12 protein-coding genes are annotated in these 12,625 nt (G+C 63.8%); 4 read left to right on the top strand and 8 right to left on the bottom strand.

From position 1 onward, the window contains the following. Positions 1-378 precede the first annotated feature (378 nt). On the bottom strand, positions 379-921 hold the full coding sequence (locus AB7I51_RS07445) for a L,D-transpeptidase family protein (RefSeq protein ID WP_428406171.1): 543 nt from the start codon (positions 919-921) through the stop codon (positions 379-381). 86 nt (positions 922-1,007) lie between these two features. On the opposite strand from AB7I51_RS07445, the gene AB7I51_RS07440 reads away from it, so the two are divergent. From AB7I51_RS07440 to AB7I51_RS07425, 4 genes are all read left to right on the top strand, one after another. Next, positions 1,008-1,640, top strand: coding sequence for a winged helix-turn-helix domain-containing protein (locus tag AB7I51_RS07440; RefSeq protein ID WP_428403979.1), 633 nt, complete (start codon positions 1,008-1,010; stop codon positions 1,638-1,640). Between the two features lie 366 nt (positions 1,641-2,006). Beyond that, a complete protein-coding gene (locus AB7I51_RS07435; protein WP_428403978.1) occupies positions 2,007-2,381 on the top strand; it encodes a hypothetical protein in 375 nt (124 codons plus the stop codon). A gap of 138 nt (positions 2,382-2,519) precedes the next feature. Continuing rightward, positions 2,520-4,160 (top strand): alpha-D-glucose phosphate-specific phosphoglucomutase, encoded by a 1,641-nt coding sequence (locus tag AB7I51_RS07430; protein ID WP_428403977.1) that lies wholly within the window; start codon positions 2,520-2,522, stop codon positions 4,158-4,160. Positions 4,161-4,280: 120 nt separating this feature from the next. Beyond that, positions 4,281-4,880, top strand: coding sequence for a TMEM175 family protein (locus tag AB7I51_RS07425; protein ID WP_428403976.1), 600 nt, complete (start codon positions 4,281-4,283; stop codon positions 4,878-4,880). Here the strand turns inward: AB7I51_RS07425 and AB7I51_RS07420 are convergent. The 7 genes from AB7I51_RS07420 to ccmI all read right to left on the bottom strand — a co-directional run bounded on the left by AB7I51_RS07420 (position 4,877) and on the right by ccmI (position 12,615). Continuing rightward, the gene (locus AB7I51_RS07420; RefSeq protein WP_428403975.1) at positions 4,877-6,064 is read right to left on the bottom strand and encodes an FAD-dependent monooxygenase; all 1,188 of its coding nucleotides are present in this window, start codon (positions 6,062-6,064) and stop codon (positions 4,877-4,879) included. The genes AB7I51_RS07425 and AB7I51_RS07420 overlap by 4 nt on opposite strands. 13 nt (positions 6,065-6,077) lie before the next feature. Next, positions 6,078-6,329, bottom strand: a complete 252-nt coding sequence (locus tag AB7I51_RS07415; RefSeq protein WP_428403974.1) for a zinc-finger domain-containing protein — start codon at positions 6,327-6,329, stop codon at positions 6,078-6,080. A gap of 247 nt (positions 6,330-6,576) precedes the next feature. Beyond that, positions 6,577-8,211: an inorganic phosphate transporter gene (locus AB7I51_RS07410; protein ID WP_428403973.1), complete on the bottom strand. Its 1,635-nt coding sequence runs from the start codon at positions 8,209-8,211 to the stop codon at positions 6,577-6,579. A gap of 65 nt (positions 8,212-8,276) precedes the next feature. Further along, positions 8,277-8,756, bottom strand: a complete 480-nt coding sequence (locus AB7I51_RS07405; protein ID WP_428403972.1) for a cytochrome c-type biogenesis protein — start codon at positions 8,754-8,756, stop codon at positions 8,277-8,279. A gap of 128 nt (positions 8,757-8,884) precedes the next feature. Then, positions 8,885-10,852, bottom strand: coding sequence for a heme lyase CcmF/NrfE family subunit (locus AB7I51_RS07400; protein WP_428403971.1), 1,968 nt, complete (start codon positions 10,850-10,852; stop codon positions 8,885-8,887). A 172-nt stretch (positions 10,853-11,024) separates the two neighbouring features. After that, positions 11,025-11,462, bottom strand: a complete 438-nt coding sequence (gene ccmE / locus AB7I51_RS07395; RefSeq protein ID WP_428403970.1) for a cytochrome c maturation protein CcmE — start codon at positions 11,460-11,462, stop codon at positions 11,025-11,027. Positions 11,463-11,499: 37 nt separating this feature from the next. Next, positions 11,500-12,615: a c-type cytochrome biogenesis protein CcmI gene (gene ccmI / locus AB7I51_RS07390; RefSeq protein ID WP_428403969.1), complete on the bottom strand. Its 1,116-nt coding sequence runs from the start codon at positions 12,613-12,615 to the stop codon at positions 11,500-11,502. Positions 12,616-12,625: the final 10 nt, after the last annotated feature.

Below are 12,625 nucleotides of genomic sequence, written 5' to 3'. Positions count from 1 at the left end.
CAGCGTCAGATACGGCGCAACCAACGACCATTCTTCATCACTGATATCAGACGGATAAGGCTTGCGAATCGGAACCATCCGATTCCATTAAACCCATCCCTCCCGAAAGTACATAACACCCTCTAGCGATATTTGGTTGGCTTATAAGCGTTTCACGCGGCGAGTTCGTTGAGCGTTCTTCCACTCTCCACTACTGTTATGGCGTCTCAGCACCCTGCTATCGCCGTACCGAAAATGTTCGAGTTATTTTAGTTATTATGCCCCAGACGTACAGCGGCCGATACTTTCATCTGACCCTGTGGAAGGTACCCATCACGCCCCGTTTGACGAGCGAGCAGAAGTCCGGGGGGAAGGGGTGAGTGCGGCGTCCGTAGGCGCTCATCCGACCAACAGCGCGGCGTTGCGCCCCAGCCGCGGCAGAAGCCGGGCCATGTCGCGCAAGCGCAGCGCAACGCAGCCGGCGGTGGGGGAAAGATCGTCTGTTGCGATGTGAAAGAAAATCGCGCTGCCGCGGCCAAGCACGCGCGGACGTAGATTGTAGCCCATCACGCCGACAGCGTTATAGAGCGCATCCCTACGCCACACCTCTTCGTGACTGAACCGCGACGCCGTGCAGAGCGGCCTGTTATAGAGAAACGAGCCCGGATCGTCGCACCAGAGATCGCGCGGCCGCGTGCGCCGCCACTTCAGGCGCAATGGAATTGGCGCGCGCAGGTAGAAATAGAGGAGCGGCCAACGGCCGGCAGGCGTTGCGCCGTCGCCCTCGCATTTGCGGCGCGCGATTCCGCTGCGGCCGAGCGCGCAAGGTAGAACGAGCGTCCCGGCGATCAGCCGCCCTTCATGCGGGCGCCCGCCGACGCGACGCGCGACGCGCAGCAATGCGAGTCCGGCAGGTTTCGTCCGCTTTGATCGCCGTGGCATGATGGCTTCATCTGCGCCGCTTGCCGGCGCGGTTGACCGCCTATAGCAGGAATGGTCTTCTCGAAGCGAGAAGCGACCGCCGGACCATGTCACTTCCGCGCATTATCAGCATCGCCGCCGAACCACAGTTGCGGGCTATTCTCGTCGAGCAGTTCGCCGCGCTCGGCAAATTTGCGCTGCGCGAAGGCCGGTTCGCGGCGCCCGGCGAAGATTGGCCGGATGCGGCGATCCTCGATGAGGCGCATTGCCGCGCTGAAGTGCTTGCGGACGCACGCCGGCAGGGCTGCAAGACCAACATCGTGCTGATCGCAGACACGCCGAAAGCGCCGCCGCCAAGCGTCGATGCCGTCATCGCGCGTCCTTTCCGTTTCGCGGCGCTTGTCGCCCTTATAGAATCGACGCCCGCGCCAAGCGCCGTCGGCCCCTATCGTTTCGAAGCCGGCGAATTATGGGCGCCATCGGGCGCACGTCTGAGGCTGACCGAAAAAGAATCGGCGATTCTGGCGAGGCTTGCGCGCGCCCGTGGCGCGGCCGTCTCTCGCGAGGCGCTGCTTCGCGACGTCTGGGGCTACGGGCCGACGATGTCCACCCGCACGCTCGAAACCCATATTCACCGCTTGAGACGCAAATTGGAGCCGGCGCCGGAGCGTCCGCGCTGGCTCAAGACGGAAGGCGGCGGCTATCGGCTCGCAGCCCGCGAGGATGATCCGTCATTTTGACGCTTGCGCCCGGAGGCGACCGCCAACAGACCTGCGCAGGGAGCTGGGCGAGCGAGGCGGAACAAAAGGAGATGATGACGCTTAAGTTATTATGATTATTGTTTTATTTAATTCCGGAACGGCATATGGGCCGCGCCGCCGTTTGCGATATTCTCCGTCGAAGGCTGCTGGCTTCATTGGCAAAGTCGGCGTCGAGACTTCCGCCTGCGACGCGGGCGTTGGCCGTTCATGATGAATGGGAAAAAAGTTCGGCTCCAGCCTCTAGAAGCGGATCAATTTCCTCCCAATTGAGTTGTTAGTTGCGGCGCAAGCTCGAGCGGAGTTTGCGACGCATCGCGGCGTAACGCCGCGCCAAGAGGAGTAGGAATGATGCGTAATGGCCTAAAATTGGCGCTATGCGGCGCGCTGTGCAGCGCGACTTTGGCGGCGGCCGTTCCCAGCGAAGCGATCGCCGGGCCGATGAGCGCGCCGGATCGGTCGATTGTCGCGCCGTCAGGCCCTGTCGACAATGTCTGGTATCGACGCGGTTGGGGATATCGCGGCGGATGGGGCTATCGCGGCTATCGGCGCGGTTATTACAATCCCGGTGCCGCCGTCGCGGCGGGCGTCGGTCTTGGACTTCTCGGCGCCGGCCTCGCGGCTTCCAGCGGCGGCTATGGCTATCCCTATGGCTACGGCTACTATCCGGGCTATTATTATGGCGGATGGGGAAGTCCCTATTACGGCGGCTGGGGCTGGTAAGCCCGGAGCTTCGGATAGGCTTTGAAGGGCGGCGCGGGACTCCCCCGCGCCGCCTTTTTGCCGTTACAGGAAGCAAATTGTAGAGGCAGACGCCGCGCCGACCGCGGCGCCGACAGCTATGCGAGGCTTTCGTACAAAATGGGGAATTTGCACGCGACGACGATCGCAACGACGCCCTTTGCCGACCAACGGCCGGGCACATCCGGACTGCGCAAGAAAGTCGAAATCTTCAAGCAGCGCCATTATCTTGAGAATTTCATTCAGTCGATCTTCGACGCTCTTGAGGGCTATCAGGACGCGACATTCGTGCTCGGCGGCGACGGCCGCTATTACAACCGCGAGGCCATTCAAAAGATTTTGAAGATCGCCGCCGCGAATGGCGTCGGCCGCATCATCGTCGGACAGAGCGGCATACTCTCGACGCCCGCCGTCTCGGCGCTCATTCGTTCGCTGAAGGCCTTCGGCGGAATCGTATTGTCCGCGAGCCATAATCCCGGCGGCCCGCATGGCGACTTCGGCATAAAATATAATGTCGCCAATGGCGGCCCGGCGCCAGAGAAGACGACGGAAGTGATCTACCGGCGCACGCTCGAAATTGCGGCCTTCAGAATCGTCGAAGCCGAAGACGTCGACATCGACAGGCTCGGCGAAACGATGATCGGCGCCATGCGCGTCGACATCGTCGACAGCGTCGCGAATTACAAGGCGCTGATGCAGACGCTCTTTGACTTCGATCGCATTCGCGACGCGTTTCGCTCAGGGCTAACCCTCAAATTCGACGCCATGTCGGCGGTCACCGGCCCTTATGCGCGGGCGCTTTTCGAAGAAGAACTCGGCGCTGCGCCCGGCAGCGTCATCAATGCGACGCCCCTGCCCGATTTTGGCGGGCATCATCCCGATCCCAATCTGGTCTACGCCAGGCATCTATACGATCTCGCCATGTCCGACGCCGCGCCCGATCTTTGCGCGGCATCGGACGGCGACGGCGATCGCAATCTCATCATCGGCCGCGGGCGTTTCGTCACGCCTTCTGACGGTCTCGCGATTCTTGCCGCCAACGCCACGATTGCGCCGGGCTATCGCAAGGGCGTTGCAGGAATCGCCCGCTCGATGCCGACGAGCGGCGCCGCCGACCGCGTCGCCGAAAAGCTCGGCGCGCCATTGTTTGAAACGCCGACAGGCTGGAAATTTTTCGGCAATCTGCTCGACGCCGGCCTCGTAACGATATGCGGCGAAGAAAGCGCCGGCGCCGGTTCGGACCATCTGCGCGAGAAGGACGGTCTGTGGGCGGTGCTGTTCTGGCTCGACATGCTCGCGGCGCGCAAGGAGAGCGTCGACGCGATCGTTCGCCAACATTGGACGACCTATGGGCGCAATTATTATTCGCGTCACGATTATGAGGAAGTCGCGAGCGACGGCGCTCATGCGTTGATCGACGCGCTGCGCGAAACTCTTCCGACTCTCAAGGGCAAGCGTTTCGGCGCTCTCGAAATCGCGAAGGCCGACGACTTCGCCTATCACGATCCGGTCGACGGGTCGGACTCCAAGCATCAAGGCTTGCGGGTGATGTTCGCGGACGGTTCGCGGATCGTCTATCGGCTGTCGGGCACCGGCACGGCCGGCGCGACGCTGCGCGTCTATATCGAACGTTACGAACCTGATCCCGCCCGCCAATATCTGGAGACCCAAGCCGCGCTCGCCGACCTGATCGCGCTGTCGCGCGAACTCGCCGCGATCGAACGCTATACGCAGCGCGGCGCGCCAAGCGTCATCACATAACGCGCGCAAAGCTCGCGCACGACATTTTGCTGGCGGCGAACAAAGCGTCTCGCAACCTTGCTCGCTAACGCATAGAGAACCGCGTGTCCCGAACAAAATTCGGCGTCCTGGAGCACAACATTGGAAAAGCAGCGGCTTGAAGCCTTCAGCGACGGCGTCATCGCCATCATCATCACCATCATGGCGCTTGAGTTGAAGCCGCCGCACGAGGCGAGCTTTTCAGCGCTCTTGCAAGTCGCGCCCGTCTTTTTCAGCTATGTTTTGAGCTTCGCCTATATCGCCATCTATTGGAACAATCATCATCACTTGTTGCAAGCCGCCACGCATGTGACCGGCGGGGTGCTGTGGGCGAACATTCATCTGCTGTTCTGGCTGTCGCTTATCCCCTTCGCCAGCGCCTGGATGTCGGAAAATCATTTCGCTCAAGCGACCGTCGCCATCTACGGCGTGTCGCTTTTGGCGCCGGCGATCGCCTATTTCATCCTCAGCCGCATGCTGCTGAAGACGCATGGACCGGAGTCGACGCTCACTCGCGCGATCGGCGCCGACGTTAAAGGCAAACTTTCCGTGCTGCTGTATCTTCTCGCAATCGGGCTGACGCTGGTCGACCCGCGCTTTTCGCTCGCAATTTATGTGTTCGTGGCGTTGATGTGGCTTGCGCCAGATCCGAGAATTGAGCGCGTTCTGGCGGGACAGCGACGCAAGGAAAGCCGGGACTAGACGCGGTAGAGCCAGGCGTTGCGCTTGAGTATGCCGGATCCGCCGAGCGCGCGGATCGCGAGATCGCGGGCGGCGGCCTGCATTCCGCTCAGATGATCGTAAGCGCCCTGACGGCGCGAGGCGCGCACCACCCGCTCGGCGCGGTCGCGCCGAACGCCTTGATAGGCGGCGAAGGCGGTCTCCACCGTCGCGCCCAAGCGCAGAAAAGCCTCGCCCAGCGCCTCTGCGTCTTCGATCGCCTGCGCCGCGCCCTGCGCCAGAAACGGGACCATCGGATGCGCGGCGTCGCCGAGGAGCGTGACGGATCCCCGGCTCCATTGTTTCAGCGCGGGCCGCGTAAACAGCGGCCAATGCCGCCAGGAGTCGCCAGCCTCGATCAACGTGCGAAGCTCGGCGGCCATGTAACGCCGCGAGAAGCGACTGGCGAGTTCTTCGCCTTTGAGCGACAGGCTCGAATGGGCGTCCTCGGCCTCCGGCGGCTCTTCGATGATGACGACGGCGTTGATCATTGAGCCGTCTCGCAGCGGATAATGTACGACATGGGCGCCCGGCAGCAGCCAGAGATTGGACTCACGCGCCCGAAGCGCCGTCGGAACGCTGTCGGCGGGCAGCGTCGCCCGCCAGGCGACGCAACCGGAATAAGAGGGTGCGTCGCGCTCCGACGGAACAAGATGCGCGCGCACGCTTGAGCGCACGCCATCGGCGCCGACAAGGCCCGCCGCTTCGATTTCCTCGACGCCCTCCGGCGTGTGCACGCGAACGCGGACCCCGTTTGCGCGCGCTTCGAAATCGCCGACGCGAGCGCCCGAGCGGACGTGAGTCTGCGGATTCTCGAGCGCCGCCTGAAGCAGCGCGCCCTGTAGATCGGCGCGGTGGAAAAGACGGAACGGCGCGCCCCAGCGGTTCCTTGCATCGGAAAGATCGAGCCGCGCCAGAACGGCGCCGTCGCGCCCGCGGCGGACATTGACCGCCTCAGGCTCGAGAGCCACAGCGGCAAGCGCCGGCTCGAGCGCGAGCCTGGCGAGAATGCGCCCGGCGTTCGGCGCGATCTGCAGTCCGGCGCCGATCTCCTCGATCCGCGGCGCGCGTTCCAGGACCAGCGCGCGCTTGCCGGCGCGCGCCAGCGACAGGGCGGCGGCGAGGCCGCCGATCCCCGCGCCGGCGATGACGATCGGCGCGCTCATCGGCTGGCTTCTGTCAGGCGGCGGCGTCTTCGGAGATGCGATAGACGCATTCGGCCGGATCGGCGCCGCCGCGCAGCGCCGGGTCGTAGACGTAATGCGTCGAGCAATAGGGACAGACGGCCTCGTTCGACGCGCCCATGTCGATATAGACATGCGGATGATCGAAGGGCGGCAGCGCGCCAATGCACATGAATTCTTTGGCCCCGACGCGAATCTGGGAGACGCCGGGCTGATTGTGGAAATGGGGCGTGGAATGTTCGGCCATCGTTCGCTCATGGGCTTGAGGGCCGCGGCGTCGCCCCGGCCGGAAACTCTCCCGTCCCTATATTGCAGCCGGCGCGGATTGGGTAGAGCATTTCCGGAGGAAGCGACGCCGGTCCTGCGTCGAAAATTCGTCAATTCAATAAATTACAGCGCATTGACGCATCGATGATTCATCGATGCGCATCGGATGGCCGGCCCGCGCCAGGGGCCGCCGGAGCTTCAGCGGTCCTTCGCTTGTCGGCGTCGCCTCAGCCGAACTTCAAAATATGGCTGAAAGCGAAATAAAGACCGCCCGAGAGGAGGATGGCGCAGGGCAGCGTCAGCACCCAGGCCATCAGCAAATTGCGGATCGTGCCCATTTGCACGCCGGAGCCATTAGCCGCCATCGTTCCGGCGACGCCCGAGGACAGCACATGAGTCGTCGAGACCGGCAGACCATAAGAGTCGGCGATCGCGATCGTGCTCATGGCGACGAGTTCGGCGGAAGCGCCCTGACCATAAGTCAAATGCTGCTTGCCGATCCTTTCGCCCACTGTGACGACGATCCGCTTCCAGCCGATCATCGTCCCTAGCCCGAGCGCGATCGCCACCGCGATCTTGACCCAGGTTGGAATGAATTTCGTCGCCTGATCGATCTCGTCCTTGTAATTTTTCAGAACCTGCTTGTCGCCGTCGGTCAGTTCCGCGTCCCTGTCCTTGACGATGGAGCGGAGCGCCTCGGAGACGAGATAGATGTCGTTGCGGGTGTTGCCGACCGCTGCGAAAGGAATTTTCGCGATCGAGCCATAGGTTTCGATCTCCTTGGCGATGTCGCGCATTAGAACGGCAAGCGAAGGATAAGTGCCTTCGTTCAGCTCATGGCGCGAAATATATTGCATCACCGCCGGGCGTGGATCGCCAATCACTTGATAGCCCTCGGCCTTCCCTTCAACGATTGTCGAGGCCGCTTCGGACGCGCTCGCGAAGGCCGCGATGTGACTCGCCGGCAGCGCGCGGTTGAGCGCATAGGCGGTCGGCACCGTGCCGATGAGGATCAGCATGATGAGGCCCATGCCCTTTTGGCCATCATTCGAGCCATGGGCGAAGGAAACGCCAGTGCAGGTGAGAACCAGTAAACCGCGTATCCACCACGGCGGCGGGTTCTGACCCTTGGGCTCCTGATAAAGCGCTGGATTGCGCACAAGCACTTTCATCGTGAGCAGCAAGAGCGCCGCTGCGACAAAACCGACGATCGGCGAGAACAGCAGCGAATAGCCGATCTCCACCGCTTTGCTCCAATCGACGCCTGACGTGCCGTCGCGACCGCGCATAAGCGCGTTGACGACGCCGACGCCGATGATCGAGCCGATGAGCGTATGCGAACTCGAGGCCGGTAGGCCTAACCACCATGTGCCGAGATTCCAGATGATGGCGGCGATGAGCAGAGCGAAGACCATCGCAAAGCCGGCGCTGGACCCGACCTGCAGAATGAGTTCGACCGGGAGCAGCGACACGATGCCGAAAGCGACCGCGCCGGTCGACGCCATGACGCCGAGGAAATTCCAAATGCCGGACCAAACGACCGCGACAGTCGCAGGCAGCGAATGCGTGTAGATCACCGTCGCGACGGCATTGGCGGTGTCGTGGAAGCCGTTGACGAATTCAAAGCCGAGCGCGATCAGCAACGCGACGCCAAGCAGGACGAAGGGAAGATAGGTCGTCACCGGCGCGCCGGACTCGCGCAGATCGCTCCATATGCTGAAGGCGGTGAAGCCGAGGCCGCAAGCCATCACGGCGAGAAAGACGAGAAGGCCGCGGATGTCGAGCGATTGATCAAGTTTCGGCTTGGGGCCTTGCGGATCGTGGCCGGCTGCAAGGTCGACGCCGGAGGTAAGAGATGTCATGGACTGCTCCTAATGGAACAAAGGCCGTCTAATCCTTTCGTGCAACTCTCGAATGACGCTTGACGCTATTCGCCCGATCCGGGTTCGCTAAGCCCAGTCACGCCTAATTTTTCCAGTCGCGCCTTTTCCTCGCCCGTCAAACTCGGCGCCGCCGGCGAAATGGCGGCTCGGTTGCGCCGGGCCGCCATCCAGACGGCGGCGGCGCCGGCAAGCAGCGCGATCGCCGGCGCGCTCCATAACAGCAGCGTGCCGGGCTTCATCGGCGGGCGCAGCAGCACGAAGTCGCCGTAACGGGAATGAACATAGTCGCGCACCTCGGCGTCGCTCATCCCCTCCTTGAGCTTCTCGCGCACCAGCACGCGCAAATCCTGGGCGAGCGAAGCATCGGAATCATCGATCGACTGGTTCTGGCAGACGAGACAGCGCAGCTCCTTGGTGATCTCCCGCGCCCGGGCTTCAAGCGCCGGATCAGCGAGCATCTCCCCGGGCGTGACGGCATGGGCGACGAGGGGGAGGACGAGGAGGAAGACGAATAAGGCCCCCACCCCAGCCCTCCCCCGCTTCGCGGGAGAGGGAGTCCGATTCGGCGACCCCCGCGAAGCGCACAAATGCCGATCGTTAAGGTCCCCTCTCCCGTGCAAGCGGGGGAGGGACAGGGAGGGGGCTCCGCCGCTCATTCCGCCGGCTCCAGGGCCGAGGCGGGGGCGCGGCGGGCGACGCCGATGCGCAGGCGCCGGTCGGCGAGCGACAGCGCGCCGCCGAAGGCCATGACCAAAGCGCCGATCCAGATCAGCGTGACCAACGGCTTCCAATACAGCCGGGCGTCGATCGTGCCGTCTTCATGCGACTCGCCGATCGCCGCATAGACCTGCCCCAGCCCGATCGTGACGATGCCGGCCTCCGAGCGCGACATGCGCCGCGCCTGATAAAAGCGCTTCGCCGGCTCGATCGTCGCGAGCGCAGCGCCGTCCTTGCGCACCGCCATCACCGCGTAGACTTCCGAATAGTTCGGCCCCTGGCGCGGGGAGATGGATTCAATGCCGATCTGATAGGGACCGACGTCATAGAAGCTCAAGGGCTTCATCGCCACGATGCTCTCGACCCCCCAGCCGGTGGCGGCAAGGCCGAGCAGCGTCAGCCCCATGCCGGCATGGGCGATCGACGTGCCGAAGGCCGATAGCGGCAGGCCGGCGAGGCGCTTGAGGCTTACGCGTCCGGCGCGTCCACGAGCGCGTATGGCAAGATCGCTCAATCCGCCGACGACGAGATAGATCGCGATCCCCGCGGCGGCGACCGAGAGAAAGGGCGTTCCATACCAGGCGCCGAACGCCGCCGCCGCCAGAACGCCGACGACAAAGGCGACGCGCAACCGCTGCAAGGCGGCGGCAAGATCGCCGCGCTTCCAGGACAGCATCTGGCCGATCGGCATCAATAAAGCGAGCGGCAGCGCGATCGGGATCAGCACGGTGTTGAAGAAAGGCGCGCCGACGGAAATCTTCTCGCCGGTAAGCGCTTCGAGCGCCAGCGGATAGAGCGTGCCGACGACCACCGTCGCGCAGCAGGCGGAGAGCAGCAGGTTGTTGAGAACGAGCGCGCCTTCGCGCGAGATCGGCGAAAACAACCCGCCGACGGGCAACGCGCCGGCGCGCAGCGCAAAGAGCGCCAGCGCCCCGCCGATGAAGAAGACGAGAATGGCGAGAATGAACACGCCGCGGTCGGGATCGCTCGCGAAGGCGTGCACCGAGGTGAGCACGCCGGAGCGCACCAGAAATGTGCCGAGCAACGAGAGCGAAAAGGCGAGGATCGACAGAAAGATCGTCCAGACCTTCAGCGCCTCGCGCTTTTCCATCACGGCGGCGCTGTGCAGCAGCGCGGTGCCGGCGATCCAGGGCATCAACGAGGCGTTCTCGACGGGGTCCCAGAACCAGAAGCCGCCCCAGCCCAGCGTGTAATAGGCCCAGTATGAGCCCATCGCGATGCCGAGCGTCAGCGCGATCCAGGCGAAGAGAGTCCAGGGCCGAATGACTCTCGCCCAGCCGGCGTCGATGCGTCCGCCGATCAGCGCGGCGGCAGCGAAAGAGAAGACGATCGAAAAACCGACATAGCCCAGATAGAGCAGCGGCGGATGGATCGCGAGGCCGGGGTCCTGCAGGATCGGATTGAGATCGCGGCCTTCCCATGGCGCCGGCGCGATGCGCGCGAAGGGATTCGAAGTCAACAGGATGAAGAGAAGAAAGGCGGCGCCGAGCAGGCCTTGCACGGCGAGCGCGTCAGAGCGCAGCCTGTCGGACATCGCATTCGAGAAAATCGCGATCAACGCGCCGCAAAGCGAGAGAACCAGCACCCACAACAGCATCGAGCCTTCGTGGTTCCCCCATACGCCCGAGATTTTATAGATGAATGGTTTCAGCGAATGCGAGTTCTCGATGACGTTGACGAGCGAGAAGTCGGAAACGACATGCGCATAGGTCAAAGCGCCATAGGAAAGCGCGACGAACAGGAATTGCGTGATCGCCGCCGGCCGCGCGACCCGCATCAGCGCCGCGTCATTTAAGCGCGCGCCGACGAAGGGGATGGCGAATTGCGCCAGCGCCAAAGCGAGCGCGAGAACTAACGCGTAATGTCCGGTTTCAACGATCATGCGGACCTCGGAACGGCGCAATGATTAAAGTCGCCCTCATGCTGAGGAGCGCCGTAAAGGCGCGTCTCGAAGCACGAGGGCGCCGCGCCAACTTGCTGACAGCGGCTTCCTCGTCCTTCGAGACGCAAGCTTCGCTCGCTCCTCAGGATGAGGAAGCCTTGTGGAGAGCCCATCACCTCGTCTCCCCCTGCCAGACGCCCTGCTTCTTCAAGGCGTCGGCGACGTCGCGCGGCATGTAGCGTTCGTCGTGCTTGGCGAGCACGCTGTCGGCGCGAAAACCGCCGTCCTGCTGCAGCACGCCGTCGACCACGACGCCCTGCCCCTCGCGGAAGAGATCCGGCAGCAGGCCGGTGTATGAGACCGCAAGATCTCGCGTCTTGTCGGTGATGGTGAAATTCACGTCGTGACCGTTCTTGACGACGCTCCCCTCCTTCACCAAACCGCCGATGCGCAGCCGCGCGCCTGAGGCGACCTGTTTCTTCGCAAGCTCCGACGGCGTGTAGAAGAAGACGATATTGTCGCGCAGCGCGAACAGCATCAGCCCGGCGGCGAGGCCGAGAACCGCCATCGCCCCGGCAATCAACGTCAGTCGTTTTCCCTTGCGCGTCATCTTGTTCAGAACGCTCCCATAGAGGCGAAACTTCGCTCTAGCCGCCGATATTCAATTCCTTCGCCAGCGCGTCGATGCGGGCCAGCTCGTCCTGCTTGCTTGCGAGCGCATGACGCGCGTCGGTCACCGCCTTCTTCGCCTTTTCGGTCTCGGCAAGCACGCTATAGGCGCGAATGAGCTTCAGCCATCCTTCGACGTCGTCGCCCTTGGCTTCCAGCCGCGAGGCCAGACGATCCACCATGCCGCGGATCATCGCCTGACGCTGATCGGCGGGCATCGCCGCGATCGCTTTGCCCTGCGCGCTCGACGGGCCGCTCGCCGAGACAGGCGGACTCTCCTCCCCGCGCAACATGGCGAGCTGCGCGTTCACGGCCTTGAGATAAGCGGCGTCGGGCGGCGCGTCAGCGACCATCTTGGAAAAGATTTCGATTGCTCTTTCCCTGTCGCCGGCCTGCGCGGCGGCGACGCCAAGATAATAGCGCGCCTCGGGCGCTGACGGATCGAGCGCCAGCGCCGCCTCGAAATCCTTCTTCGCTTCCGGCGTCACCATGCCGCGCGCGACGACGACGCGCGCTTCGCCAAGCGCTGCATGCCGCGCCGCGCTCGCGCCCAGAAGCCGCAGCGCTTCTGAATAGGCGTGGATCGCCTCTTCGCCGCGGCCGGTGCGCAGCAAATAAGGCGCGATGACCTCATAGCCGCGACCGTCTTCGGGATGTTCGCGCAAATGCTGTTCGATGCGCGCCACGGCGCCGGCGAGATCGCGCGCATTCGGCGCGGATTCGAGCCGCGCCGTCAGCGGCATGTCGGGCATGCCGGAATGGCCGAGTTTGGCGTAGAGCGACAGCGCGATCGCCGGCATGGCGACGATCGCCGCAAGCGCCGCGGCGAGCGCGAGCTTGCGCGAGGCGGCGACCTTGGACTTTGGCGCGGCTTCGGCGCGCAACAGACGGCGCGCCGCTTCGGTCTTTGCGGCTTCGGCGTCCGAGGCGTCGAGCCGGCCTTCGGCGCGCTCGCGCTCGATTTCGGCGATCTGCTGCTCGAAAAAGGCGACGTCGGCGGCGCTGTCATTCCCCGCCCCGTCCCGCATGGCGAGCGGCGCCAGCACCGCTATGACCGCCGCGCCGGTCAGCAAAGCGAAGATAAGCCAGATCATGGCCCGCTGT

Origin of the sequence: Methylocystis sp. (assembly GCF_050246715.1) — a bacterium.
Lineage (GTDB): Bacteria > Pseudomonadota > Alphaproteobacteria > Rhizobiales > Beijerinckiaceae > Methylocystis.
The sequence above is the reverse complement of the archived record's forward strand: the minus strand, read 5'-3'. Positions and strand labels throughout refer to the sequence as shown.

Excerpts from the sequence above, each read along its gene's own strand:
- AB7I51_RS07445 (WP_428406171.1), bottom strand. The coding sequence starts at position 921 with ATGCCACGGCGATCAAAGCGGACGAAACCTGCCGGACTCGCATTGCTG.
- AB7I51_RS07440 (WP_428403979.1), top strand. The coding sequence starts at position 1,008 with ATGTCACTTCCGCGCATTATCAGCATCGCCGCCGAACCACAGTTGCGG.
- AB7I51_RS07435 (WP_428403978.1), top strand. The coding sequence starts at position 2,007 with ATGATGCGTAATGGCCTAAAATTGGCGCTATGCGGCGCGCTGTGCAGC.
- AB7I51_RS07430 (WP_428403977.1), top strand. The coding sequence starts at position 2,520 with ATGGGGAATTTGCACGCGACGACGATCGCAACGACGCCCTTTGCCGAC.
- AB7I51_RS07420 (WP_428403975.1), bottom strand. The coding sequence starts at position 6,064 with ATGAGCGCGCCGATCGTCATCGCCGGCGCGGGGATCGGCGGCCTCGCC.
- AB7I51_RS07415 (WP_428403974.1), bottom strand. The coding sequence starts at position 6,329 with ATGGCCGAACATTCCACGCCCCATTTCCACAATCAGCCCGGCGTCTCC.
- AB7I51_RS07410 (WP_428403973.1), bottom strand. The coding sequence starts at position 8,211 with ATGACATCTCTTACCTCCGGCGTCGACCTTGCAGCCGGCCACGATCCG.
- AB7I51_RS07400 (WP_428403971.1), bottom strand. The coding sequence starts at position 10,852 with ATGATCGTTGAAACCGGACATTACGCGTTAGTTCTCGCGCTCGCTTTG.
- ccmE (WP_428403970.1), bottom strand. The coding sequence starts at position 11,462 with ATGACGCGCAAGGGAAAACGACTGACGTTGATTGCCGGGGCGATGGCG.
- ccmI (WP_428403969.1), bottom strand. The coding sequence starts at position 12,615 with ATGATCTGGCTTATCTTCGCTTTGCTGACCGGCGCGGCGGTCATAGCG.